18 protein-coding genes are annotated in these 26,385 nt (G+C 70.8%); 8 read left to right on the top strand and 10 right to left on the bottom strand.

The window, feature by feature from the left end; translation table 11 throughout:
- Nucleotides 1–226 precede the first annotated feature (226 nt).
- Nucleotides 227–1,894 (top strand): chitobiase/beta-hexosaminidase C-terminal domain-containing protein, encoded by a 1,668-nt coding sequence (locus OHA98_RS04370; protein WP_266922775.1) that lies wholly within the window; start codon nucleotides 227–229, stop codon nucleotides 1,892–1,894.
- A gap of 177 nt (nucleotides 1,895–2,071) precedes the next feature.
- Here OHA98_RS04370 and OHA98_RS04365 read toward each other — a convergent pair whose 3' ends face one another.
- Nucleotides 2,072–4,108: an MFS transporter gene (locus tag OHA98_RS04365; protein ID WP_266922774.1), complete on the bottom strand. Its 2,037-nt coding sequence runs from the start codon at nucleotides 4,106–4,108 to the stop codon at nucleotides 2,072–2,074.
- A 152-nt stretch (nucleotides 4,109–4,260) separates the two neighbouring features.
- A complete protein-coding gene (locus tag OHA98_RS04360) occupies nucleotides 4,261–6,774 on the bottom strand; it encodes a hypothetical protein (protein WP_266922773.1) in 2,514 nt (837 codons plus the stop codon).
- Nucleotides 6,775–6,968: 194 nt separating this feature from the next.
- Here OHA98_RS04360 and OHA98_RS04355 point away from each other — a divergent pair, with 194 nt between their 5' ends.
- The 3 genes from OHA98_RS04355 (at nucleotide 6,969) to OHA98_RS04345 (ending at nucleotide 9,240) form a co-directional block, all read left to right on the top strand.
- Nucleotides 6,969–7,688: a GPP34 family phosphoprotein gene (locus OHA98_RS04355; RefSeq protein ID WP_073725732.1), complete on the top strand. Its 720-nt coding sequence runs from the start codon at nucleotides 6,969–6,971 to the stop codon at nucleotides 7,686–7,688.
- Between the two features lie 263 nt (nucleotides 7,689–7,951).
- Nucleotides 7,952–8,809: a helix-turn-helix transcriptional regulator gene (locus OHA98_RS04350; protein WP_266922772.1), complete on the top strand. Its 858-nt coding sequence runs from the start codon at nucleotides 7,952–7,954 to the stop codon at nucleotides 8,807–8,809.
- Nucleotides 8,810–9,033: 224 nt separating this feature from the next.
- Nucleotides 9,034–9,240: a DUF397 domain-containing protein gene (locus OHA98_RS04345; RefSeq protein ID WP_266922771.1), complete on the top strand. Its 207-nt coding sequence runs from the start codon at nucleotides 9,034–9,036 to the stop codon at nucleotides 9,238–9,240.
- A gap of 116 nt (nucleotides 9,241–9,356) precedes the next feature.
- On the opposite strand, the gene OHA98_RS04340 is transcribed toward OHA98_RS04345, so the two are convergent.
- Entirely contained in the window at nucleotides 9,357–10,196 is an 840-nt protein-coding gene (locus OHA98_RS04340; protein WP_266922770.1) for a hypothetical protein, read from the bottom strand.
- Between the two features lie 84 nt (nucleotides 10,197–10,280).
- Here OHA98_RS04340 and OHA98_RS04335 point away from each other — a divergent pair, with 84 nt between their 5' ends.
- Nucleotides 10,281–11,063, top strand: coding sequence for an SDR family oxidoreductase (locus OHA98_RS04335; protein ID WP_266922769.1), 783 nt, complete (start codon nucleotides 10,281–10,283; stop codon nucleotides 11,061–11,063).
- Between the two features lie 421 nt (nucleotides 11,064–11,484).
- Nucleotides 11,485–13,080, top strand: coding sequence for a sodium:solute symporter family protein (locus OHA98_RS04330; protein ID WP_266922768.1), 1,596 nt, complete (start codon nucleotides 11,485–11,487; stop codon nucleotides 13,078–13,080).
- Between the two features lie 170 nt (nucleotides 13,081–13,250).
- On the opposite strand, the gene OHA98_RS04325 is transcribed toward OHA98_RS04330, so the two are convergent.
- The 3 genes from OHA98_RS04325 to OHA98_RS04315 form a co-directional block, all read right to left on the bottom strand.
- A complete protein-coding gene (locus tag OHA98_RS04325) occupies nucleotides 13,251–14,441 on the bottom strand; it encodes an ADP-ribosylglycohydrolase family protein (protein ID WP_266922767.1) in 1,191 nt (396 codons plus the stop codon).
- Between the two features lie 267 nt (nucleotides 14,442–14,708).
- Nucleotides 14,709–17,123 carry a tetratricopeptide repeat protein gene (locus tag OHA98_RS04320; RefSeq protein ID WP_266922766.1) on the bottom strand — a complete coding sequence of 805 codons (2,415 nt, stop codon included), beginning with the start codon at nucleotides 17,121–17,123 and terminating at the stop codon, nucleotides 14,709–14,711.
- Nucleotides 17,124–17,304: 181 nt separating this feature from the next.
- A complete protein-coding gene (locus OHA98_RS04315) occupies nucleotides 17,305–18,534 on the bottom strand; it encodes an MFS transporter (protein ID WP_266922765.1) in 1,230 nt (409 codons plus the stop codon).
- Between the two features lie 230 nt (nucleotides 18,535–18,764).
- Here OHA98_RS04315 and OHA98_RS04310 point away from each other — a divergent pair, with 230 nt between their 5' ends.
- Nucleotides 18,765–19,313: a MerR family transcriptional regulator gene (locus OHA98_RS04310; RefSeq protein WP_266922764.1), complete on the top strand. Its 549-nt coding sequence runs from the start codon at nucleotides 18,765–18,767 to the stop codon at nucleotides 19,311–19,313.
- Between the two features lie 24 nt (nucleotides 19,314–19,337).
- Here OHA98_RS04310 and OHA98_RS04305 read toward each other — a convergent pair whose 3' ends face one another.
- The 4 genes from OHA98_RS04305 to OHA98_RS04290 all read right to left on the bottom strand — a co-directional run bounded on the left by OHA98_RS04305 (nucleotide 19,338) and on the right by OHA98_RS04290 (nucleotide 25,331).
- Complete coding sequence (locus tag OHA98_RS04305) at nucleotides 19,338–20,114, bottom strand: YitT family protein (RefSeq protein WP_266922763.1); 777 nt, start codon at nucleotides 20,112–20,114, stop codon at nucleotides 19,338–19,340.
- Between the two features lie 46 nt (nucleotides 20,115–20,160).
- Entirely contained in the window at nucleotides 20,161–21,441 is a 1,281-nt protein-coding gene (locus OHA98_RS04300) for a pyridoxal phosphate-dependent aminotransferase (RefSeq protein ID WP_266922762.1), read from the bottom strand.
- Nucleotides 21,442–21,473: 32 nt separating this feature from the next.
- Nucleotides 21,474–22,235, bottom strand: coding sequence for an iron-containing redox enzyme family protein (locus OHA98_RS04295; RefSeq protein ID WP_266922761.1), 762 nt, complete (start codon nucleotides 22,233–22,235; stop codon nucleotides 21,474–21,476).
- Nucleotides 22,236–22,748: 513 nt separating this feature from the next.
- A complete protein-coding gene (locus OHA98_RS04290) occupies nucleotides 22,749–25,331 on the bottom strand; it encodes a bifunctional FO biosynthesis protein CofGH (RefSeq protein WP_266922760.1) in 2,583 nt (860 codons plus the stop codon).
- 173 nt (nucleotides 25,332–25,504) lie between these two features.
- On the opposite strand from OHA98_RS04290, the gene OHA98_RS04285 reads away from it, so the two are divergent.
- Nucleotides 25,505–26,302, top strand: a complete 798-nt coding sequence (locus OHA98_RS04285) for an HAD family hydrolase (RefSeq protein WP_266927706.1) — start codon at nucleotides 25,505–25,507, stop codon at nucleotides 26,300–26,302.
- The last annotated feature ends 83 nt before the right edge of the window (nucleotides 26,303–26,385 follow it).

Below are 26,385 nucleotides of genomic sequence, written 5' to 3'. Positions count from 1 at the left end.
TTCACTCGGGAGTCAGCCGCACACCCACCAGGGCTGGTGCGCGATGCCTAGCGTCCTCGGGTACAGACCGGTTACCAGGTCGTTATCCCCGCCCAGTGAGCAGGGAACACCGGACCGGACCCCCAGGGGCGCCCGACGGACCCGATAGGCCCCGATCGCCCCGATCGCCCCGATCGCCCCGATCGCCCCGAGAACCAGAAGCCCCAGAGAGCAGGCAGGCACCCCCGTGAGATTCGCTCCCCTCGTGATCGCCGCGACCTCCGTCGCACTCGTCTCCCCCGTCGTCGCCCAGGCCACCCCGGCCCGGACGCCCGCACAGGCCCAGGCCCCGGTCCAGGCCCACTCCCACAAGCCCGGCCACGGCACCCCCGCCGCTCCGGGCGTCAGCGTGCCCGGCGGGCGCTACGAGCACGCGGTCTCGCTGAAGTTCAAGGCCGAGCGCGGAGTCACCGTCCGCTACACGCTCGACGGGACGACGCCGACCCGCGACAGCCGCGCCTTCCATTCCGGCCGGCCGCTGCGGATCACGAAGGACACCAACGTCACCGCGGTCGCGTTCCGCGGCAACAAGGCCAGCGTCCCGGTGTCGTACGGATACCTGATCAAGACCCGCGAGAAGCCGATCGCCAAGTTCGTCGTCATGTCCGACGTGCACATCGGCAGCCACGCGACGGCGGACAAGAAGTACGAGAGCTTCTTCGACACCATCGGATCGATCTTCCCGAAGCCCGACGCGATCCTGTCCAACGGCGACATGATCAACGACAACGGCGACGGCAAGGGCCCCGACCACAAGATCGTCTCCGAGGTCTTCCAGTCCAACCTCGCCCGCAAGGGCATGACCGACACCCAGGTGCTGATCTCCAACGGCAACCATGACGCGAGCCTCGCCGCGATCCGGGCCGGTTACCCCAAGGCATGGTTCCCCGACTCGGGCGGCGGCTACTACGAGTCCACGGTCAAGGGCCTGCCCGTCCTCACCGTCAACACGGAGACGTACGACTCCAGCGCCGCCCAGCGCACCTGGCTCAAGGCACGGCTCGCCGCGATCACCGCCGACCCCGCCCACGCGGGCAAGCCCGTCTTCATCCAGGGCCACCGGCCCACCACCGGCACGACGATGGACGGCCAGCAGGCCTCCAACCCGCGGCTCGCCGAGGACCTGAGCGCGTTCCCGCAGGCCGTCCTCTTCTCCGGCCACTCGCACCTCAACATCAACGACGACCGCTCCATCCACCAGCGCGACTTCACCTCCGTCAACGACGGCTCGATGAGCTACATCGAGATCGACCACGGCTACCAGATGGTGACGGACGAGGGTCTCGCCAACCGTTTCGAGTCGCCGACCGCACAGGCGCTCTTCGTCGAGGTCTACAAGAACCGCACCGAGATAGCCCGGGTCAACATGGCCGCGGACAAGCACGACATCTACACCGGCGGCCAGTGGTCGGCGAACTGGCAGCCGCCGTACGCGAGCGCGGGCACCCTCAGCGGTGACACCTGGACGGTGCGCCTGAAGGGCTCGACGAACCAGGAGATCAAGGACAACTTCCGGTACACGGCCGCCGCGCGCAACACCGTGGCGCCGAAGTTCACCACCCGTAAGCCCCTCCAGGAGGTGCACACCCCCAAGGGCGGCACGGCGGTGCGGATCGCGCAGGCCAAGGACGACCAGATGGTGCACCACTACAACGTCGACATCACCGACGCGTCCACCGGCGCCTCGGTCGTGTCCTCCAAGGTGCTGTCCGACTTCTACTTCACGCCCCGCCCGAACACGCTCGACATCCCGGTCCCGGGTGCGGTGAAGGGCGGCCGGTACGTGGCCAGGGTCGTCGCCGTGGACGCGTACGGGAACGCCTCCCCGGCCGCCTCGCTGACCTTCCGCCGGTAGTCGCAGGGGAGGGCCTGTTCCCCGATTCTCTGTGCCCCTGTTCCCCTGTCCCCTGTTCCCTGTTCCCCTGACGCCCGTTTCCTGTTCCCTTCCCGGCCGTGGACGCCGGGGAGGGGGCGGGGAGGGGGGCGGGGCGGGGCGGGGCGGGGCGGTGCGGGGAACCCCGGCTTCAGCGGCTCAGCGCAACTCCTCCGGGCACGGGGTGCCGGGCTGCAACTGGTACGGCGCCGCCAGCCGGTACACACCCGGCCGCGGGGCGAGCAGCTCGGTCCACTCGTCGCCCTGCGAGTCCTCCTCCACCTGGATCAGGCAGCCGTTCGCGTTGTCGAAGGTCTTCGGGACGTCGTCACCCTGCTCCGACCGCCGCTTCGACTCCTCGGTCTCCTGGGGCCGCTCCAGACCCTTGCCCTCCTCGTCGACCACGGCGAGCCAGCGCGAGTACGGGATCCGGATCAGTACCCGGCCCGCCGAGCGCACCCGGATGGTCAGCTCGTCCGCGCCCGCCCGCTCCACCGTCGCGGGCGGGTCGGCCATCGGCACCGGTTCCAGGACCTGGAACAGCTTCCAGTTCGCGTCGCCCCAGATCTCCTTGAGGTACGGCTGGCCCTTCTCGACGAGCGCCGCCTCCTGCACCGCACCGCTGGAGTCCGGCTTGCCCGTGGGCAGCACCACGTAGTGCACCGCCCAGCGGTCCAGCCACTCGCGGTAGTTCATGGCGTTCAGGGTGTCGTCGTAGAAGAGCGGGTTGCGCTTCATGTCGGCCTGGCGGTTCCAGCCACGGGCCAGGTTCACGTAGGGCGCGAGCGCGGACGCCTCCCGGTGGCTGCTCGCGGGCACCACTTCGACCCGGCCCCGCTCGGCCCCCGCCTCCTGGAGCTGGTTGACGAGCGGAGCCAGCTCACGGGCCCAGGACGCGGTCGGGGCCGTACGCACGATGTCGTCGACGCCCTTGAAGCCGATCCAGAAGTTCAGCCCGGCGAAGGCGATGACCAGCGCGTACCAGCGGCGGGTGCGGGGAGCCGTGTACGGCAGGGCGGCGAGCAGCGTCACCCCGGCGAACAGCATCGCCATGCGCGTGACGTTCGACCCGATCTGCGAGTCGACGAAGTAGGTCAGCAGCGTCCCGACGCCGTACACGGCCGCCGCCGTACGGACCGTCTTCCATTCACGCGGCACGAGGAAGAAGACGATCACCGCGAACAGGAACGGCAGCGACAGCGTCCCGACCGACATCGGCTGCGTACCGGAGAACGGGAACAGCCACGAGGACAGCGCCACCACAGCGACCGGGGCGAGGCCCAGGGCGTACGCGCCGGGGCGCCTCTTGTTGAGGAAGAGCGCGGCGGCGACCACCCCGAGGAAGAGCCCGGCGACCGGGCTGGCGGCGGTCGCGAGTGCGGCCAGGGGCGCGGCGACGGCCGCCTTGGCCCACCGCTTGTAGCGCCACTTGTACGGCCAGCAGAACACGGCGGCGGCGGCACCGACCGCGAACATCATGCCGAGCCCGAACGTCACGCGCCCGGACAGCGCGTTGCACAGATAGGCGAAGACCCCCGCGAGCGAGCAGGCCAGCGGGTTGCGGACGGCTCGGACCCGGACCAGGATCATCGCGGTCAGCGCCGCCGACACCGTACCGACGACCATCATCGTCGTACGGACGCCGAGCACCGACATCAGATAGGGCGAGACCACGCTGTACGAGACGGGGTGCATGCCCCCGTACCAGGCGAGGTTGTACGCGGTGCCGGGGTGCCTGCCGACGAACTCGGCCCAGGCGTCCTGCGCCGCGATATCGCCGCCGCTGTTCGCGAAGAAGAAGAACCACAGCACGTGGGTGACGGCCGCGGCCGCCGTCGCGATGGTGACGGGATGCCGCAGCGTCCGCCGGAAGCGGCTACGGCTCGGCGCGGCGCCCGACGCGCCACCGTCGCCGTCACCGGACGGGGATTCGCCGTCGCGGTCGTCGGGGGCGGATTCGCCGCCGTCGTCGTCGGGAACGGTCTCGGTGGTGGTCACGGACTCGATGGCGCTCACGGACTCGTCGCCGGTCACGGGCTCGGTGGCGCCCTCGGCCGCGCCCCTTGAGGCACGGGGAGCGGGCAGCCGGACGCGGGCGGATGCGCTCTCGCCGCTCCCGCCGTCCCCGCTGCTCCCCGCGTCGTTGTCAGTGATGCTGTCCGCCTCGCGGCCGGGTTTCGGCTCCGCGGTGGTCACTACGGCTCTCCCCGTCGTCCGCCGGCCCCGTACCTTTCATGGACGCTGTCCCGGCGTCCCAAGTTGCCCGGGGACGCTAACACGTGCGCGGCCGGGCGGGGGGGGTGCCGGTATCGGCCCCCCTCCGCCGCGACCCGCGCGGCTTCGCCGGATCAGCCGATCCGGCTCAGCTTCTTCCCGAAGGCCGGCTCGGTCAGCTCGCTCTGGAGCGCGACCGGCACCTTCACCTGGCTGGCGCCCTCGCCCACGGTCAGCGTGCCGACCTCGGTTCCGGCCGCCGCGGAGTGCGGCACTGCCTTCCCGCCGTCGGTGAGTTCCAGCTTCACCGTGAGACCGGCCCAGCCGACCGCCTGTACGTCCTTGGTCGCGACGACCGGCGTCGTGCCGCCGAGGCCGTCGTCGACGGTGCCGACGACCTGCCCCTTCTTCACGATCTTCGCGCCCTTCAACTCGTCCTGCGTGGCGATCATGACCTTCTTGCTCGCCGCGTTGACCGCGTCGATGATCGAGGTGTCGCTGTACTGGCCGAGCACCGCGCCGACGATCAGCTGGTCGGTACCGTCGACCATCTTGTGCGCCGCGAAGAGCAGGTTGCCGCCCGCCTTGCTGGTCGAACCGGTCTTGATCCCCAGCGCTCCGTCGAAGGGCACGAGGGTGTTGTAGTTCCGCCAGACCTTGCCCGACGGGTCCTTCCACTCCGGCAGCTTGGTGATGTCCATCAGCGCCGGGATCTCGACCAGCTTCTCGCCCAGCTTCACCAGGTCCTCGGCCGTGCTCACCGTCGTGGCGGTGAGCCCGGAGGGGTCGGTGTAGGTGGTGTTCTTCATGCCGAGCTGCTTCGCGGTGTCGTTCATCTTCTCGACGAACGCCTTCTCCGAACCCGCGTCCCAGCGTGCCAGCAGCCGCGCGATGTTGTTCGCCGAGGGGATCATGAGGGCGGACAGCGCGTCCTTCTCGCTGATCTTGTCGCCCTTCTTCACCGTGTTCAGGGTGGACTCACCCTCGGTGAAGAGCTGACCGTCGGACTCGCCCTTGGCGTCGACCTCGATCATCGGGCCGTCCTCGCCCCGCTTCAGCGGGTGCTCCCTGAGCACGATGTACGCCGTCATCGCCTTGGCCACACTCGCGATCGGCACCGGCTTCTGCTCACCGAACGAGTCGACCTTGCCCAGCCCGGTCGCCGCCATGTAGCCCTGACCCTGGTCCGGCCACGGCAGCTCGGGCTTGCTGCCCTCGAAGGTGTACGTCGGCTGCGCCGTCAGCTGGAGCGTGGGCGTCGGCAGCGGGCGAACCATCTGCACGATCGCAAAGACGATCAACAGGAGCACGACCAGCGGGGTCCAGATCTTGACCCGGCGGACGGCCGTGCGGACAGGGGTCTCCTGGGGCGGAGGCGTGTTCGTCAGCTCGGCGAGCAGGTCGAGCGGCGGCTTGGGCGGCAACGGCTGCTGCCGGGTCCGCTCGGGCTCGGCCCAGGCAGGGGCGGGGGTGGGAGTGGGCTTCGCCCCGGAGGCGGCACCTGCACCTGTCCCGGACCCTGCACCAGCACCGGCACCTGCACCCGTCCCGGACGCTGCCGCTGCCCCGGACGCCGGTGCGGCGGGCTCGGGCTTGCGGGGCGCGGGCCGCACGTCGTCCGAGCGGAGCGGCACGAACTTGCTGGTCCGCTCGGCGGGGGTCTCCGAGGTCTCGCGGCTCTTCGAGCCCTCGCCGCTCTTCGGGGCGGCCTGGCGCGGCGGAATCTTCAGCGCGGTCGTCGGGTGGTCGACCTGCGCCTGCTTGGGCGCCTTGAAGACAGCGGTGGGCTGATCGATTCCTCGCTGGTCGGACGCCGTTTCGGCAGACGTGGTTTCAGCAGACACGGATTCGGCGGACACGGAATCGCCGTCGGCGTCGGCGTCCTCACCGGCTTCGGATTCCGCCGCCGCGTCGGACTTCGAGGCCGGGACGGCCGCTTCCTCGCGGGTCTTCGGCACCCGGACCTCGCCGGCCGTCCCGCCGGACGCCTCGGCCTCGGGCGCGGTCCCGCTCTCGGCTGCGGGTTCGTCGTCGGAAGCGGTCGCATCCGAGGTGTCGCCCGCGTCGTCCACATCGTCCGCATCGCCGTCGCCGTCGCCGTCGCCGACCCAGGCGGCGACTGCGGCCCGCAGCCGCGCGTCACCCGGCTCGGGCTCAGCATCGGACTCGCCGGCCCCGGGCTCACCGGACTCGGTGACCTCACCCGGCTCGCCCGCCACGGCAGCCTTGTCCGCCTCGTTCGCCTCGTCCGCCCCAGAGGCCTCGCCGTCCGAGTCGGACGCCACAGCGCCCTTGGCGTCCTCCGGAGGCGTGGAGCCCCCTTCAGAGGCCGCGGAGGCCGCATCGGGCGTCACGTCGCCATCACCATCGCCGTCGCCCGCCGCAGCGGGCCGGGTACGGAAGACCGCGGTCGCCTTGTCCGTGTCCGTCGCCTTGTCCGTCGCGCGGTCCGTCGCACTCCCGGCATCCGCGTCCGTGTCCACGTCCGCATCCGTACCCGCGGCCGCCTCCGCGGCCACCTCCGCATCCGGGCTCACGACCGCCTTCGCGGCCGGTTCACGGAACACAGCGAGACGGGGGTCACGTTCCTCCGGAGCCGTCCCCGACGACTTCTGCTGCTCCGACTTGTCGGGGGACTCGCCCGCCACCGATGCCTCCTCATGCGCTGCGGGGGGCAACCCCGCGCTGTCCGAACCATCTACCAGTGTCCTGTGTGAACCCCTGGCCGGGCTGCTAGACGAGAACGACATACCTACTGGTTCCCATATATAGCGGTCAGGCGCTCTCGACAGACCAATGTGAGAGGGGTCACCCTGTCATTCATCCACGCGGGGAGGCATGGATGGGCAGGAGCCGCAGAACAATTCCGGAGGAGCTTCTGCTGCTCGCTCTGGACCCGACCACGGGTACCACAGCGCAGCCGCAGTCGCTCGACCTCGGCCTGGCCGGGGCACAGCTAGTAGAGCTGGCTCTGGCAGGACGGATAGCCCCTGACGGGGATCGTATCGCCGTGGTGATGCCACGGCCGACAGGAGATCCGACTCTGGACTCCGCACTGGAACTGCTGCGCCGTCGCGGCAGCCCGGTCCGGGCCGTCCACTGGATCGGCGGACCCCGGCTGGGGCTGCGCCAGATCTATCTCGCCCATCTGGAGCGGTGCGGCATGGTGCATGCCGTGGCGGGCCAGATGTGCGGAGTACTGCCGACGACTCGCTACCAGGCGACGGACACGGCAATCAGCCGGGACATCAGAGCCCGGCTGGACAGCGCGATCCGCACCGGTGTACCGCCGGACCCGCGGACCGCGGCGCTCGCCGCACTGGCCCACGCGGTCGGACTCGGCAAGCACCTGTACCCCGGGAACGAGGGGCGTTCATCGCGCTCCCGGCTCCGGGACCTGATCAGACACGACCCGATGGGCGGACTCGTGGCGCATGCCGTGATGGACGTCCAGAACGGTGTGGCCGTACAGCCACGCCGCAATCAGCAAGCAGCGGGCGTGCCGTTGCAACCGCAAGCGCAGTCGCGCCGCGGCAGCATGGCGCAGACCGCCGCGCACTGAACCGTACGGCGCGCTGTACGGGACACCGCACAGCGCGCCGTACGGAACGAGCACGGACAGCGGAACGAGCACGGACATACGCATACCGCCGCACCGACGTCCCCAAAGACCCGGTTCGGGAGCCGCACCACGCGCGGGGCAGCCGGATCCACCGGCTGCCCCGCGCGCTTGCGTGTTGCCGTTTCCCAGCGCGGCCGGTGCCGGGGGTGGCAATCTGCTGAGCAGTAGATACGCACAGCTACATAGCCGGAGGTGCCGTTTCCGTGCCGTCCCATGTCAATCCCACTGTCAGGCGACGCCGATTGGGCCAGGAGTTGCGCCGCCTTCGCGAGATCAAGGGTATGACCGCCGAGGAAGTGGCGGAGCGCCTGCTGGTCTCGCAGTCGAAGATCAGCCGGCTGGAGAACGGCCGCCGTTCCATCAGCCAGCGTGACGTCCGCGATCTGTGCGGGGTGTACGAGGTCGAGGACGTCCGGGTCGTCGACTCGCTGATGCAGATGGCCAAGGACTCCCGCCAGCAGGGCTGGTGGCATGCCTTCGGCGACATCCCGTACAGCGTCTACATCGGACTGGAGACCGACGCGGAGTCGCTGCGGGTGTACGAACCCCAGGTCGTTCCCGGACTCCTGCAGACCCGGGCCTACGCCGAGGCGCTGATCAACGGCGCGCTGCCGGAGACCTCGCCGTCCGACATCGAGAAGCGCGTCAATGTGCGCGCCCGGCGCCAGGACCGGGTCAACGCGCCCGAGCATCCGCTGCGGCTGTGGGCGGTGATCGACGAGTCGGCGCTGCGCCGGATGGTCGGCGGCAAGCAGGTGATGCGCGAGCAGCTGGAACACCTCGTCGAGCAGTCCCTCCTTCCACATGTGACAGTGCAGGTGCTGCCGTTCGACATGGGCGCGCACCCGGGCATCAACGGGCAGTACGCGATTCTGGAGTTCCCGGACGCCGCGGACTCCAGCGTCGTCTACATCGAGGGCGTCACCAGCGATCTCTATCTGGAGAAGGCGAACGACGTACAGCGCTACAGCGTCATGTACGAACATCTGCGGGCGCAGTCACTGAATGTGGAGCAGACCCGGCAGTTCATCAGCGAGATGGCCAAGCGGTACACCAGCTGAAACAGGACAGCCGCAAGGTCTGTTTTGCGAGAAATGGAATGATGCCGATGGAGAGGCGACGGCAGAGTACACCGTCGCCACCTCACGACGGAAGACCCGCATGGAATATGCCATCCGGTCGAGTGAACGGCCCCTTCACGCAACAGAGTTGGCGAGTAGCGTCGATCACGCCAATCGGAATCCGGTTGGCGCGACTCCCCCCATCTCTCTGAACCGGAGTGAACATGGCTATTCTTCAGGGTGCTACGGAAATGTGGACGAAGTCTTCGTACTCCGGGGGCAACGGCGCGTGCGTCGAGGTCAAGTCCCCGGTCGCTCTGTCCATCGCCGTGCGTGACTCGAAGGCTCCCGAGGGCCCCTCGATCACCTTCGTCCCCGGTGCGTGGAACGCGTTCGTGCGCGATGTCGCCGCAGGCTCCATCAACGCCTGACGACCTGCGCCGCCGGTCACGACGCACCATCTGACTGGAGCCCTCTCGACTGGTTCGCCGTCCTGGCCGAGGGGGCTCGGCCCATTTCCCGGCACATTTCCCGGCACCCGCCGCGGTCACCTCAGCTGATCGACGTACCGATCCGTCCCCGGCACCGTGGGAATGAACGGAGCGGCCAACTCGACCCGCCCCAGGCCCGATTCCGCGACGGCCTCCCCGCGTCCGGCGAAGTGTTCCGCCCAGCAGGCACGCGGGTCCTCCTGGAGGAACCACAGCAGCGTCAGACGGGTCCCGACGCCCTCGACCTGCTTCACATACGTCATCCGGTCACCGGGCAGCGGCGTGGGCCGGAAGACCGTGACCATCGCGGCGGGCGACCCGTGGAGCCGCTTCGGCAGATACCGGGAGCGCAGCCACTCCAGCAACTCCGCGCAACGCTCCGGGTCTTCGGCGTCGATGACCTCAAGGACCAGACCCCGGTACGGATGGTCCAGGGCGTGGAAGTCCCGGGGGCCGGCGGCCCCGTCGCGGTAGACGGTCGCCGCGTGGTCCTGGAAGGCCGTGAAGACGTGGGTGCGGTCCTGGTAGACCCTGCCGTCCCGGTTGAGCCGCTTGTTGATCCCGACGGTCCACTTCATGTGGTCGTCGTAGCGCCCGTCCGTCACCCAGTACGTCGACAGGTAGCAGCCGGCCCCGACGGGCCGGGCGACCGCGGACTTCTCCGGGTAGCGCAGCTCCTGGAGCTCCTTGGTGGCCACCCAGCGGCGCCCGGCGGCCATCCAGGGCATGGCCATCGCGCCCGCGTAGTAGTGGTCGTCCTCGTACCAGCGGTTGTACGCGTGCTCATGGCCGGGATGCGGTTCGACCATGGTGATCAGCGCGTGCCCCGGGTGGACCCCGTACGGCCCCACCGCCGCCAGTTCCGCGTACTGATCGCTGCGTGTCTCGTCGCTCATACCGTTCCCTTCCCCTTCCGTCCTGGGTCGCGGGCACCTACTCTGACGCTCCGTCAGACGAACTGCCAGAGCCGGGAGGCGCCGATGTTGCTCGCGGGGAAGACCGTCATCGTGTCGGGCGTCGGGGCCGGGCTGGGGCACCGGATCGCGGAGGCCGTCGTCCGGGACGGGGGCAACGCGGTGCTCGGGGCGCGTACCGCGGCGAATCTCGCCAAGTCGGCCGCCGAGATCGACCCGGAGGGCCGGCACACCGCCCGTCTGGCGACCGACATCACGGATGAGGGGCAGTGCTTGGCGCTGGCCGCACTGGCGTCGGAGCGGTTCGGCGGGATCGACGCGGTGGTCCATGTCGCCGCCTGGGACAGCTACTTCGGCGGCCTGGAGGATGCCGACTTCGCCACCTGGCAGGCGGTCATCGATGTCAACCTGCTCGGTACGCTGCGGATGACGCGGGCCTGCCTGCCCGCGCTCAAGGAGCGGGGCGGCTCGGTGGTCGTCATCGGTACGCAGTCCTCGGTGGCCGCCCCGTCGCAGGTGAGGCAGGCGGCGTACGCGGCGTCCAAGGGGGCGCTGACCTCGGCGATGTATTCACTGGCGCGGGAACTGGGGCCGCACCGGATCCGGGTGAACACCGTGGTGCCGGGCTGGATGTGGGGACCGCCGGTGCAGGCGTTCGTCCGGTTCACCGCCGACACCGAGGGCGTACCGGAGGCCGAGGTGCTGGCCCGGCTCACCGATCGGATGGCGCTGCCCGAACTGGCCACGGACGAGGATGTGGCGCAGGCCGCCACATTCCTGGCCTCGGACCGGGCGCGGTCCATCACCGGCCAGTCGCTGCTGGTCAACGCCGGGGAACTGATGCGCTGACGTTTTGGCGCACCGACGTACTCACGTACCGGCGCATGGGCGCACCAACTCAACGACGTACCGGCGCACTGACATGCCGGCACCCCTACGCACTCCCCCTCCCCGACCGCACGGGACCCGCATCCCGTGCGGTCGCTCCGCTCTCTCCTGGCGTACGTCCCTTTCTCTGCGCAGCCTGACGAAGTGCCCGCCCATCGTGTGGGTTTGGTCGCGTTCACGACAACTCCCCACCGGGTCAAGAACAATCAAAATCGTTCGACTTACTGATCGATGTTCATATCTCTGATCGCGCAAAACCTTGACCGGGAGACCGGACGGGCGGTTCAATCCCCCAAGTCCCCACTCCCGCGCGGGGCCCCGCTGAACGGCCGTACTGACGAAGTGCGTGACCTGTTCACAAGGCGGACCCCTGGAGGGGCACATGAACAGTCTCGACTGGGCCGTGCTCATCGGATACTTCGGTGTGATGGTCGCGATCGGACTCTGGTCGCACAAGCGCGTGGACAACGTCAGCGACTTCTTCACGGCCGGCGGCAGGATGCCGTGGTGGCTGTCGGGCATCTCGCACCACATGTCCGGCTACAGCGCGGTGATGTTCACCGGCTACGCCGGAATCGCGTACCAGTACGGCGTCACGTCCTTCGTCACCTGGTCGCTGCCGATCGCCATCGGCATCGGGATCGGCGCCAAGCTCTTCGCGCCCCGGCTCAACCGGCTGCGCTCGCGTCTGCGTGTCGCGTCCCCGCTCGAATATCTGAAGGACCGCTACAACATCCCGACCCAGCAGGCCCTGGCCTGGTCCGGTCTGCTGCTGAAGATCGTGGACGTCGGCGCCAAGTGGGCGGCCATCGCCACCCTGCTCTCCGTCTTCACCGGGATCTCGCTCACCCAGGGCATCTTCATCACCGGTGCCATCACCGCCGTCTACTGCACGGTCGGCGGGCTGTGGGCCGACGCGCTCACCGAACTGGGGCAGTTCATCATCCAGTTGTTCGCGGGGCTGGCCATGATGGTCATCGCCATGAGCAAGCTGGGTGGCTTCAGTTCGCTGTGGACCGTCTGGGACAGGCTGCCCGAGGGACACACCGACCCGACGGCCGGACCGTACACCGTGACGTTCCTGCTGGCGTACCTGTTCATCAAGACCTTCGAGTACAACGGCGGCATGTGGAACCAGGCCCAGCGCTACATGGCCACGGACTCCGCGCGCTCCGCGACCCGTTCGGCCCGGCTCTCCGCGGTCCTGTGGCTGGTCTGGCCGGTCGTCCTGTTCTTCCCCATGTGGGTGGCCCCGCTGCTCGTCGAGGCGAGGAAGCCGGACGCCTCGGACAGCTACGCGCTGATGACCGAACAACTGCTGCCGCACGGTCTGCTGGGCCTGGTCGTCGTCGGCTTCTTCTCGCACACGATGGCCATGTGCTCCTCGGACGCCAACGCCATCTCCGCCGTCTTCACCCGCGACATCGCCCCCGTCTTCTCGAAGGCGGCCCGCACCTGGAGCAACCGCAGCGGTCTGCTGGCGGCCCGGCTGTCCACACTGGCCTTCCTCGGCCTGTCGATGGCACTGGCGACACAGATCAACTCACCGACGTTCAAGGACATCATCTCGGTCGTCATCAAGTGGGTGGCCGGCCTGATGGGCCCGATCGCGATCCCGTTCATGCTGGGGCTCCTGCGTACGTTCCGCAGGTCCGGACCGACGGCGGCGCTCACCAGCTGGGCCGCGGGTCTGCTCGCGTTCTACTTCACCAACTACAACGTCGACGGCTCGGTGAAGACGGATGTCGCGCTGCAGTACCAGGTGGCACTGCCGCTCGCGATCTCGCTGGTGCTCTACATCGTGATCGGCTTCGCCAGACCCGAGGACACCCCGGAGCGCGACGCGATCATCGACAAGGTCAACTGGGGCGACGGAGATCCGGACGACGACGGTCCGGCCCCGGCGTCTGATGCGGCGATTCCGGCCCAGGGCGGTCCTCCCGGCTCACCGGTGCCGGGCGGGCCGAGGAAGGGCTAGGGATTACGGGCCAGAGAGGGCACGGAGGTACGGGTATGGGGGTGGGAGTACAGAGGTACGGGGCGGGCGCGGGCGGCGTCCGCCCCGTACCCCGTAGCCCGTGCTCATACCCGTACCCCTGCCCTACCGCTGTATCGGCGACTTCGGCCACTTCGGCCGCTTCGGCCGCTTCAGCCGCGTGGGTAGCGGACCAGCCAGCCGGGGGCGGCCGCGGTCGGGCTGTGGAGGGCCGGGCCCTGGGTCATCTCCATCGCGAAGTCGTCGGCGATTTCGAGGAGGGTGGCGCGCCCCTCCAGTTCGGACAGCCAGGCCGGCGGCAGTGCCGTCTCGCCGTGCAGCGCGCCGAGCAGGGCCCCGCAGACCGCCCCGGTGGCCCGGGAGGGCCCACCGTGGTTCACCGCGAGCTTCAGGCCGTGCCGGATGTCCTCGCCGACCAGCGCGCAGTACACGGCCACGGCCAGGACGTCCTCCGCGGTGTCCGTGTCTCCCAGCGCCTCGATCAGCGCCGGGCCCGGGATTCCCTGGCGTACGGAGCCGAGTGCCTGCTGCAGTGCCTCGGTGACCGGTTCATGACCGGGGCGTTCCGCGAGCAGGTCCAGGGCGTGCTGGACGGAGCCGTCCAGGGTCTCGCCGCGGGCCAGCCCGTGCACCAGGAGGCCGAAGGCCCCGGCGGCGAGCTGGGCCGCCGGGTGGCCGTGGGTCTGGGCGGCGCACTCGACGGCCAGTTGGAGGACGAGCTGCGGCTCCCAGCCCACCAGCAGCCCGAACGGCGCGGACCGGGTGAGCGCGGCCGCGTCCCGGGCGGTGGGGTTCTTGGGCCGGTCGAGGGTGCCCATGATGGTGTCGCCGAAGCCGGTGAGGCATTCCCGGGTGGGGTCGCGGCGGGCGTACAGCCACTCCTGCGCGGCCAGCCAGCCGTTGTCCTTGCGGCGTTCGTCGGGCCCCCAGTCGCGCTGGGTCGCGGCCCAGCGCAGATGCGCCTGATGCACATCGGTGGGCGGGTGCCAGGCGCCGGTGTCACGGCGGACCTGGGCACGGATCAGCCCGTCGACGGTGAACAGGGTGAGCTGGGTGACCGCGGTGACGGCTCCGCGGCTGCCGGGCGGGGAGCCGGCGGGCACGGGGTTACCGGGCACGGGGCTTCCGGGGGCAAGGCTTCCCGGCGCGGGGCTTCCCGGCGCCGGGACGAAATCGGTGATCCCTTCGGCGCCGTGGGCCTCGCGGATCTCCTCCAGGGTGAGCCCCGTGACCGCGGCCCCGAGCGCGTCACCGATGGCCCCGCCGAGCAGCGCGCCGCGTACCCGGCTGCGGAAGTCCTGCTGCTCGGCCCGGCCCCAGACAGCCGTGGTCCCTGTGCTCACCTCGCCCCTCCCCGTACGTCAGTCACGCAGGCCGATCCGTGTCCCCAACGCTGTGCTGCTCCGTGCGACTGCGCAGCACTGTAATCGAACGGGAACGGTCGGTTGAGGGACGGATCCGAGTACGCGTGGGTATGTGAACGGACGTCCCGCAGGTCGTTTTTGATCTGTGGGGAAGCGGTGTGGACCCGGTGAGAAGCCGCCCGGGGCACCACGTCCGAGGCACCGTCTCGGGTACCCGTTTCCGGCAGCGCCCAGCTCCCCGGAGGCTCAGCTTCCCGGTTCCTCCCCGCTCCCCCGGACCGTCGCCTCCAGCCTTTCGCGCTGGGTGCGTGCCCAGGTGTAGTCCGGGTCGATCTCCAGCGCCCGGTCCAGGTCGGCGAGGGCTTCCGCGGGCCTGCCCAGGGCCTCGTGGGCGAGGGCTCTGCTGCCGTGTGCCCAGGCGTAGTCGGGGTTCAGCTCCAGCGCACGCCCGTAGCTCGCCACGGCCTCCTCGTAGCGCCCGAGCGCCCGGTAGACCTCGCCCCGCTCCCCCTCGGTCCCGGCCAGCCCCGGGGTCAGCTCCTCGGCCCGGTCCAGGTCCGTGAGGGCGCCGACCGGGTCGCCCAGGATGGTACGGACACCGGCCCGCCGCACCAGCGCCCAGCCGTACTCCGGCCACCGGGCGATCGCCCGGTCGAAGTCCTCCAGCGCCTCCTCGTGCCGGCCCAGGCGGTGGCGGACCAGGCCGCGGCTGCCGAGCGGCACGGCGTCGGTCGGGTCCATGGCGTGGGCCCGGTCCAGGACGGTCAGGGCCTCCTCCAGCCGCCCCATCCGCCGGTACGTCTCACCGCGCTCGCGCACCACCCACGCCCAGGTGGGGGCGATCTCCTCGGCCCGGTCCAGATCCGCGAGGGCGTCCTCGTACCGGCCGAGCGCCCGCAGCACCACCGCCCGTCCCTGATAGGCCTGTTCACTGCGCGGGTTCACGGCGATGGCCCGCCCGTGGTCGGACAGGGCGGCGTCGAACTCCCGGGCCCGGAAGCGGCTCCAGGCCCGTGCCACGAGGGCGGCCGCCCTGGCCCGGTCGTCCAGCTCGGCGCGGGTCAGCAGGAGCCCGAGGGCGGCGGTGGGGCGGGGGCCGTGGTCGGTCAGGGCGGTCAGCAGGTCCCGGCCCCAGTCGCGCAGTACGGCGCTGTCGGCGTCCTCGCCCGCCTCCGCGAGGGTCCGGGCCCAGTGGCGGGCGGCGCCCGAGTGCTGACCGCAGACCTCGATCCCGGCGCGCAGGGCATCGGGCAGCGCGGTACGGGGGCGGGCGCAGAGCCGGTGGTACAGCGCGTCGAGTGCCGCGTCGCGCCAGGGCTCCTCGGCCCAGAGCCTGCGCGGGTCGATCCCCTCCGCCGCCGCGTCCCGGCGGGCGGCGAAGGCCCCGGCGAGGCGGTCGTGGGCCTCGGTCCATCTCTGCGGCGACGCGGTGCGCTGGAGGCGGAGCATCGGGGCACGGACGACATCGTGGTACCGGGCCCGCCCGGAGTGCCGTTCGGCGACGAACGGCAGCTCGTGCAGCCACGCGTACACTCCGGGCGCCCCCTGGGGCACCACGACCGCCACCAGGTCCTCGTCGAAGCGCCGGGGCAGCGCGCAGGCGAGCGCGGCGGCGCGGCGGTCCGGGTCGCTCTCCCCGGCCAGGAAGCGCTCGACCGCGCTCGCGCTCGCGTCGCCCACCGCCCCCGGGTTCGCGGCGAGCGTGGAGACGAGGACCGGCAGCCCGCCGGAGAGCCGGAGCACTTCCCGTACGACGCTCTCCTCCACCACCCCCCGTCCGGTGAGGAGTTGGCGCGACTCCCGCTCGGTGAACGGCTCCAGCGGCACATCCGCGACCAGACGGGTGTGGTCGGCCCAGCGGGCGGGGTCGAGGCGGCGCTGCCCGGCGAGGGTGAGGACGAGGTTCGCCGGGAGGGCCCCGTACCGGCCGGGGGTGAGCAGGTCGGTCAGCCAGCCGTCGAGGAGCGGGGCGGTGCGCTCGTACGTGTCGAGGAAGAGCACGATCCACGGCACGGCGTCCGCGACCCGTTCCAGTTCGGCGACGAACACGGGCGTCAGGACACGTACCGGCTCCGCCAGCAGCCGGACGTCGTCCTGCTGCCGCGACCGGCCGCCGAACACGGCCCGCAGCCCGCCCGCGCCGCGCGCCACCACCGCCGGGTCGATGCCCCCGACGAACGCCCCCACGACCGGCAGCGCCCCGGCGGCGATCAGCCCGGCCTGCGCCGCGACCACGGCCCCGGTGGACGGCTCGCCCGCCGCCGGTTCGCCCTCCGCCCCGGCCTCGGCGACGGCGTCGTGCAGCCGGCGCCGGTACGTGGCCAGCAGCCGGTCCAGCGCCTTCATCGGGTGCCCCTGCGCGGCGAACTGCGCGGCGATCAGGGCCAGTACCTCCGGTACGGACTCGGCGCTCTCGTCGACCGACGCGGTGAGCGCCCCGCACCCCCTGGCCGTCTGCCGCCACTCCCGTACGAGGGACGTCTTGCCGACCCCCGCGTTGCCGCGCACATGGAACACGAAACGGTGCCTCGGATCCTCCGGCGGCACGTCGAAGTTCCCGCGGAACAGGCCGAGTTCGCCGTCCCGCCCGACGAAGGCGGCACGGCGTTGCTCCTCGACGATCTGCTGGAGGGAAAGGCGGCGCGGGGTGGCTGCGGACATGCGCCCCAGTCTGTCAGCGGCGAGGTTCCGCCGGGGAGCGGTTCCACCGGGAGCGGCCCCGCCGGGGCGGTTCGGCCGGGGCGGTTCGGCCGGGGCGGTTCGGCCGGGGCGGTTCGGCCGGGGCGGTTCGGCCGGGGCGGTTCGGCCGGGGCGGTTCGGCCGGGAGCGTGAGCGGTGGCCGTCATGGGCGGTCGTGCCCGGCGCGCAAGCTCGCCACGGCGCTGAGCAGCAGCACGCCCACGAAGACGACGAGGGGCACCGTCCATGCCCCCGTCACGGTGTGCAGCACGGACGCGGTGACCGGTCCGACCGCGGCGAGGAGGTATCCGCCGGTCTGCGCCACCGTGGAGAGCGCCGCCACGTGCTCGTGGTCCTTGCCCCGCTTGACGTAGAGCACTCCGGCCACGGCCTGCCCGCCGCCGAGACCGATACCGAGGACGACCGCCCAGAGCGCGGGGGCGGCGGCCGGGGCCGTGAGCAGGCCCGCGTAACCGCCCGCGCAGACAAGGACGATGCCGAGCAGGTGGGGGCGCTGGTCGGTTCGCGCGGCGGCCAGGACCGGGGTGAGGAAGCCGCCCACGGCGACGCCGACGATGAACACCGACTGCATGTTCCCGGCCGTCGCCCCGGTGACCCCGGCGTCCACGAGGATCGCGGGCAGCCAGGCGAGCGTGGTGTAGAAGAGCAGCGTCTGGAGGCCGAAGAATGCCGTCAGGCTCCACACGAGCCCGCGCCCCGGCCGCTCCTGCCGCTCCTGCTGCCCCTGCTGCCCCGCCGAGCCCCTTCGTCCCCGAGCCGGGAGCTGCGGGGGCCGGGGGGAGTCCGGGGACTGCGGGACTCCGCCCGCCGCTCCGTGACCGCGTACCTGCGGGGCGGTCGATCCGGAGCCGCGCACCTGCGGGGCGATGCCGATGGCCGCGAGGGCCGCCGGGACGACGGCAACGCCGATCGCGGTCTGCCAGGAGTGTCCGGACGCCTGCCAGACCGGGACCATCAGGGCCGCGACGAGGGCTGAACCGGCGCCCATGGACAGGGCGTAGACGCCCATCATCACGCCGACCCGGCGCGGGGCGAACCGGCTGCGTACGAACACGGGGATCAGCACGTTCACGACGGCCGTGGCGACGCTGACGAGCACGGTGCCGACGAACAGACCAGGCAGGCCGGCCATCCGGACGATCGTCCCGGCGAGCAGGAGAACGCTCGCCCCGAACAGGCCGCGCTCCTCGCCGAACCGACGCCGTACCCACGGCGCGAGCGGCGCGAACAGCCCCATGCACAGCGGGGGAAGCAGCCCGAGCACGGTGAGCGCCCCGGTACCGAATCCGGCGACCGGCGCCAGCGGACCCAACTGGCCGAACGCGACCCGTGTGTTGAGGCTGAGGAGGACGAAGCCGAGGACCAGTGCCACGGCTGCGGCCTTCGTGTGCGAAGAGGAGGAAGAGGACGGAGACGGAGATGGAGATGGAGATGGGGAAGGGGACGAAGACGGGGGCAGGGAAGAGGGCGACGGCGACGGGTCGAGCCAGCCCGCCGGCCCGGCGGAAGAGGGTACGGACACAGGAACCTTCCGGAGGTGGACGACCCCTCCAGCGTTCACGCTCAAGTAAACTTGAGCACAACCCCGGGCGGAGGTGCCCCGTGAAGGACCTGTACTCGATCAGCGAGGTCGCGGAGGCGTTCGGGCTGACCGTCGCGACCCTCCGCTTCTACGAGGAGCGCGGGCTCGTCCAGCACAGCGAGCGCCGGGGGCGCGTCCGCCACTACCGGCGCGAGGACCTCGCCCGGCTCGCGTACGCCCAGCTCTGGCACGACGACGGCATGCTCACGCTCACGGAGACGAGCGCCATCGTGGACAGCGAGCAGCTCGACGACCGGCTCTCGCTCATCGTCGCCCAGCGGGACGCGATGCGTGAACGGATCGAGAAGCTCGACCGCGCTGTGACGGTCCTCACCCATATGCTCGGCTGCCGCACCGACAAGGCCCTGGACTGCCCGATGACCGGCGGCTACATCCGGGGCCGGGTCGACGCGGCCCTCGACGGCACCCCGCACACCACCGACTTCTGGCCGGAGGGCGGAGGCGGCACCCAGGACGGGGACGACACCCGGAGCGGGCGCCGCGCCACGGGCGACGGGAGCGACGCGCACACCAGGAGCGGCACCCAGGACGGAGGCGGCGCCCACTGACGCCGACGCCACCGGACCCCTTCCTCAGGCCGGCCCCGCAGAACCCGCCGGACCCGCCGTCCCCGCCTCGTCCACGTCCACGGCGCGCTCGGTGCTCTTCCGGTAGGTGAGCCAGGGCAGGAAGAACTGAGTGACCGGGCCGACCAGTACGGCGTACAGCACCGTGCCGACGCCCGCTCTCCCGCCGAGCAGCCAGCCCACGCCGAGCACGGTCAGCTCGATCATGGTGCGGACGAGCCGGAGAGAGAGCCCGGTCGCGGCGGACACACCCGTCATCAGCCCGTCCCGGGGGCCGGGGCCGAAGCGCGCGCCGACGTAGACGGCGACGGACAGGCCGTTGAGCACCACACACCCGATGAGCAGGCCGATCCGGGTCATCAGTCCGAGGTTCTCGGGGATGAGCAGAAGGCCGAGGTCGGACGATGCCCCCACGACGGCGATGTTGGCGAAGGTGCCCAACGTCGGCTTCTGCTTGAGGGGAATCCACAGCAGGAGCACGAAGACGCCGAGGAGGGCGCTGATCATGCCGAAGCTCAGGGGCGTGTGGTGCTCGACCCCTTCGTACAGCACGCTCCAGGGATTGACGCCCAGGGACGTGCGGACCATGGCCGAGAGGCTGAACCCGTACAGGGCGAGGCCGAGGAGCAGTTGGGGAAACCGTCTCAGCGGGTGCTCACCCAGGGGTACGTAGGTGAGGGGTGGCAGGGACGGGCGGGGCGGGGACGCCGGCGGCCCCTCGGCGCGTTGCTCCTGGCGGCGCCGGAGTCTGTGCTTGTAACGGTCCGTGATCTCCTGCTCCACTCCGGTCGCCTACCGTGTGATCTCGTCCTGCCCGCATCGGCGCACGTCAGGGCTTCAGCCGACCCAGGGCATGCTTGATCCGTCCGCCGACTTCGCTCGGGAGCGTACCCGTCCTGCCGCAGTTGATCCGGACGAAATGGTCCAGTGGCTCGCCCTCCGCGAAATGGTTGCCGCTGATCGTGGCGACCTTCGCCTCGGCCAGCAGGAACTGTTCCGCCGTGCTGTGGCCCAGCCCCCGGTAGGCGTCGGCGAAGGCCGAGAGGTCGGCGAAGAGGAAGTAACCCCCCTGCGGCTCGTTGATCCGTAACGAGGGGATCGCGCCGAGCTCCGCCAGCATCGCTTCGAGGTTGGCGCGCGCGGCCTTCGCCCTGGCGGTCGCCACCTCGTCCATCTCCGGCCGCAGCGCGATGTGCGTGGCGACCTGACCGTAGGAGGACGCGAACGAGGTGAGGTTGACCTGTGCGCGTGCGGCGGCGTCCACGATGTCCGCCGGACCGCAGAGATAGCCGATCCGGTCGCCGTGCATGCCGTACGTCTTCCCGGGACCGGTCACCGAGACCGTCCACGGCCGCATGGAACAGGTCGTGCCGTCGGGCATCCGGACGTCGAGGGCGGCGAACGTCCTGGCCCGGGGCCCCAGGACATGGGCCTCGTAGGGGGTGTCGAACAGGACGTGGACCGGGCTCTCCCCCTCGGCCTCGCGCCGCAGGTTGTGCCGCGCGACGGTCCGGGCCAGCGCGTCCAGTTCCCCGGTCGAGTAGACCTTGCCCGTCGGGTTGATGCAGTCGCCGAGGACGACGATCTTGGTCCGCCCGGAGATCGCCCCCTCCAGGGCGGACGGGGTCAGCCCGTCCTCCGCCGTGGCCAGGACGGTTTTCGGAATGGCCTCGTGCAGCCGCACCATATCCGCGTAGTGCGGCCAGTTGGGTACGGGAATGACGACCTCGTCGCCCGGGTTGAGCAGCGCGTGGAAGGTCACCGAGATCGAGCCCTTCACACCGCCCGGGGTGACCATGATTTCGCTCTCCGGGTCGTACGTTATTCCGTGGAGGCGGTCCACCCGTGCGGCTATGGACTCCAGCAGGAACGGGAATCCCTTGATCGGCGCGAACGCGTGAATCGTGGCGGAGTCCGCCTGGATGAAATCGATCACTCCACGGTCGATCCGGGGATCGGTCGGCGTGTCCAGCGCACCGATGCTGAGATCGATGAACTGTTCATCGGCCGCGAGCCCACGATTGAGCGCGGCGAGCTTCGCCGCGGCCCCGTGGGTCGCCGATTCCGGAATACGCAGGATGGCATCGGAAATGCCGCGATTCTTCTGCACGACGACAGGGGCCGCCTTTCCCTCGGTGGAATTCAATTCGTGGCCACGGCCTTGTACATCGCGTTCCACATGTCCAGCTGGACGTTCAGGGTCTCCATCGCCCCGTAGGTGATCTCGGCGACGTCCGCATCGGTGCGGCAGTTGTTCAGGACGCACTGCTTCGCGTCGGCGGCGTGCCGTTCCTCAACGCCCTCGTCCCCGACGTGGACGTCGAAGTAGACCTCGACCCTGTTCACGAACTCGTCGGCGGGCAGTTCCTTCCGGCTGTTGCGGAACGCCGTACGGCAGACCTGCAGCATCTTGTCCGCGTGCGACTCCAGGGCCATCGCCACACCCAGCATGCGGTGATAGTTGCTGGTCAGCAGCTCCAGGGTGCGCTCGCGGTAGGCCACCGTCCCGGGGATGACCAGGTCACTGTCGCGCGCCTCCCGCACGAGCAGCGGCGGCAGGCCGAACTCGCGCCGGCCGTACAGGTTGTGGGAGTTCTCCATCAGCAGCTCGTGGCAGTGCGCGGCATCGCCGTTCCCGGTCTCCTCGTTGAGGATGTGGGAGAACAGGACGAGCGTGTCGCGGTCGTCATGGGCCGCCGCCTGCGCGCACACATGGGCGATGCCCTTGACCGTGCCCTCGGTCCGGTGGAAGAAGTTGGCGCGGTGGAAGTCGTAGTCCCGGGCGGTCCACGGCGCTTTCTCCAGGAACGCGAAGTAGTCGTTCCCGTAGACGTCGTGATTGTCCAGGTCATCGATGAGTGCGGTGACCTGGTCGTGAATTACCACTTCGGCGGAGTTCTTCATGGCGCGGCTACCTCCTGTGCACACAGGTTCTGAATCGCAGCCCACGAGATTCCCGGACGGACCCGCGATCCAATGGATGAATGCCTTACCGGAACCATCGTTCGGATGAGCACAATGCCCATCGTCGAAGGCCGTCGTGGTGGCAGCCTTGGCCGCTCGCCTGTGAAGGCAGCCAGGATCGATCGCTGCCGGAACTTCCCCTCGGTAATCACCGAGGACCGCTTCGGCCCGACGGCGACCACTGTGGCGCAGCGACCGTTACCGGGAACAGGTCACAACCGGCCAGATGCGAAGTCGCGCCTGCACGGGAAATCGTCCGCACAATCGCATCGATGCATCGAACCACGCGGAGGCGGACCGAAACGTCGCGGAGAAACGCCCGGTGGTGGCAAGCGGCCACACGGTCGCGGCCACCACCGGGAAGGGGCACCACCGGCCGAGGCACCACCGGGAAGGGCCACCACCAGGCCGGGGCATCACCGGGCCCGGGGCATCACGTCAACAGCAGGGTCCTCAGCTGGGCAGCACCGGCAGCAGCTCCGGCAGGTGGCCGTCCGACGCGGCGGCGGCGGTGACGCGCTCGGCCGGGACCTCGCCGTACAGCGTCGTGCGCGGGCGGGCCGGGCGGCCGGCCAGTTCGGCGATCGCGATCAGGTCCTGGACGGAGCGGTACGAGCCGTAACCCGACCCGGCCATACGGGAGATGGTCTCCTCCATCAGCGTGCCGCCCAGGTCGTTCGCGCCCGAGCGGAGCATCTCCGCCGCCCCCTCCGCGCCCAGCTTCACCCAGCTGGTCTGGATGTTGGTGATGTGCGGGTGGAGCAGCAGGCGGGCCATCGCGGTGACCGCCCGGTTGTCACGGTCGGTCGGGCCGGGGCGGGCGATGCCCGCCAGGTAGACCGGGGCGTTGGTGTGGATGAAGGGCAGGGTCACGAACTCCGTGAAACCGCCCGTCTCCTGCTGGAGGCCGGCCAGCGTCCTGAGGTGCCCGAGCCAGTGCCGGGGCTGGTCGACATGGCCGTACATCATCGTGGAGGACGACCGCAGACCCACCTCGTGGGCGGTCCTGATGACCTCCAGCCAGGTGGAGGTGGGCAGCTTGCCCTTGGTGAGGATCCAGCGGACCTCGTCGTCCAGGATCTCCGCCGCCGTGCCGGGGATCGAGCCGAGCCCGGCCTCCTTCGCGGCGATCAGCCAGTCGCGGATGGACATGCCGGTGCGGGTCGCCCCGTTGACGACCTCCATGGGTGAGAAGGCGTGCACATGGATGCCGGGGACGCGTTCGCGTACCGCGCGCGCGATGTCGAAGTACGCCGTGCCGGGCAGGTCCGGGTGGATACCGCCCTGCATGCAGACCTCGACCGCGCCGACGTCCCACGCCTGGGCCGCCCGGTCGGCGACCTGGTCCAGGGAGAGCGTGTACGCGTCGGCGTCGGTGCGCCGCTGGGCGAAGGCGCAGAAGCGGCAGCCGGTGTAGCAGACGTTGGTGAAGTTGATGTTCCGCGTGACGATGTACGTGACGTCGTCGCCGACCACGTCCCGGCGCAGTGCGTCCGCGATCCGGCACAGTTCGTCGAGCGCCGGGCCGTCCGCGTGGAGCAGGGCGAGGGCCTGGTCGTCGGTGAGCTTCGTCGGGTCGTCGGCGGCCTGGCCGAGCGCCTGCCGTACGTCGGCGTCGATACGGGACGGCACCATCCCGGGGGCGGCGGCCTCGCGGAGCGCCTCCCAGTCCCCGTACACCTCGTCGAAGTCGTCGCGGCGGTCGCCGGTGCGGCCCTCGGTGTCGATGGTGCGGTGCAGGTCGGTACGGCCGGAGGCGTTGAAGCCCTCGTCCGGTTCCTGCCAGGGCAGACCGGTGGGGATCGCGCCCTCGCGGGCCAGGCCCGTCTCCGGGTCGGCCAGGGCTCGCACGTGCGGGACGAGGCGGGGGTCCAGCCACGGTTCGCCGCGCTGGATGAACTCCGGGTAGATGGTGAGGCGTTCACGGAGAGTGAAGCCCGACTCGGCCGTCCTCGCGGTGAGTTCGTCGATGTGCGGCCAGGGGCGTTCGGGGTTCACATGGTCGGGCGTGAGCGGTGAGACGCCGCCCCAGTCGTCGATCCCCGCGCCGATGAGCAGCGCGTACTCGGCGTCCACCAGATTCGGCGGGGCCTGGATACGGGCCGAGGGGCCGAGGATGTGACGGGCCACGGCGATGGCGGCGGCCAGCTCCTCCAGCTCGGCGTCAGGCATCCCGCGCATCGCCGTGTCCGGCTTGGCGCGGAAGTTCTGGACGATGATCTCCTGGAGTCCGTGGTAGGCGCGGGCGGTCCTGCGCAGCTCGAAGAGGGAGTCCGCGCGCTCCTCGTACGACTCGCCGATCCCGATGAGGATGCCGGTGGTGAAGGGCACGTTGGAGCGGCCCGCGTCTTCGAGGACGCGCAGCCGTACGGCCGGTTCCTTGTCCGGGGAACCGTGGTGCGGGCCGCCCGGCTCCGACCACAGACGGGTCGCCGTCGTCTCCAGCATCATGCCCATGGACGGGGCGACGGGCTTGAGCCGCTGGAGGTCGGTCCAGGTCATGACGCCCGGGTTGAGGTGGGGCAGCAGGCCCGTCTCCTCCAGGACCCGGATCGCCATGGCCCGTACGTACGCGAGGGTGTCGTCGTACCCCTCGGCCTCCAGCCACTCGCGCGCCTCGGGCCAGCGGTCCTCGGGCCGGTCGCCGAGCGTGAACAGTGCTTCCTTGCAGCCCATGGCCGCCCCTCGGCGGGCGATGTCCAGGACCTCGTCGGGCGAGAGGAACATCCCGTGGCCCTCGCGGCGGAGCTTGCCCGGCACGGTGACGAAGGTGCAGTAGTGGCACTTGTCACGGCAGAGCCGGGTCAGCGGAATGAAGACCTTGCGCGAGTACGTGATGACGCCCGGCCGGCCCGCGGCCAGGAGGCCGGCGTCCCGCACCCGGGCGGCGGACGCGGTCAGGTCCGTCAGATCGTCGCCGCGCGCCTGGAGCAGTACGGCGGCCTCGGTCACATCGAGGGCGACACCGTCACGGGCCCGTCTGAGCGCGCGCCGCATGGCGTTGGTGGTGGGGCGTCCGCTCTGAGGATCGGTCATGAACCGAGCATACGAGCGAGGCGCGCGTACCGGACCAGGGCCTCCTACGGGCAGCCCGGCGGGCGGCGGGGCGGGCGAGCGGCGGGACGGGCGGGCGGCCCTTCACTCGTCCGGGCCGACTCACCGAATGAGACCCGTCACGCGGCGGACGCGCCCGTAGGGTCGGGACGGTGATGGAAACGATCGTGTTCGACATCGGCGAAACCCTCGTACGCGACGACCGCTACTGGGCGTCCTGGGCCAACTGGCTCGGCGTCCCGCCGCACACGCTCAGTGCGCTGGTGGGCGCCGCCGTGATGCAGGGCCGGGACGGTGCCGACGCGCTGCGCATCCTGCGCCCCGACATGGACGTCACCGAGGCCTACCTCGCGCGGGTGGCGGCGGGGCGCGGCGAGCACCTCGACGAGTCGGACCTCTACCCGGACGTACGGCCCGCCCTGGCCGAGCTCCGCGCGCTCGGCGTCCGTGTGGTGGTCGCGGGCAACCGGACGGTGCGGGCCGGGGAGTTGCTACGAGCGCTGGACCTGCCCGCGGATCTGGTCGTCACCTCGGACGAATGGGCGGTGTCGAAGCCCGACCCGGAGTTCTTCGCCCGGGTGCTGGAGGTGTCGGAGGCCGAGCCTCGGTCGACGCTGTACGTCGGTGATCATCCGGCGAACGACCTGTTCCCCGCCAAGTCTTCGGGCCTGCGGGCCGCACATCTGCGGCGCGGGCCGTACGGGCACTGGTGGGCGGACCACCCCGACGTCGTGGAGACGGCGGACTTCCGGATCAACGCGCTGACGGAGCTGCCGGGGCTGCTGAGCGGCAGGAAGTCGGGACCGGGCACGGAAACGGGAGCGGGCGCGGGAGCAGGAGCGGGAAGGGCGGCGGAGGCCGGGACCGACACCGGGGCGGGAACGGGGGCGGGGACTGCGGACAAGACGGCGGGCGTGCCCGCACGCCGTCGCACGCTCCGGTCCGTCCGCTAGCGCCCCCGGCCCGCACCGGCCCCGCCTCGCACAGCCCCGCACCCCGCCTCGCACAGCCCCGCACCCCGCACCCCGCATCCCGC

The organism is Streptomyces sp. NBC_00654, assembly GCF_026341775.1.
Taxonomy (GTDB): Bacteria; Actinomycetota; Actinomycetes; order Streptomycetales; family Streptomycetaceae; genus Streptomyces.
Note: the sequence above shows the minus strand (reverse complement) of the source record. Positions and strands in the feature narration are given on the sequence as shown.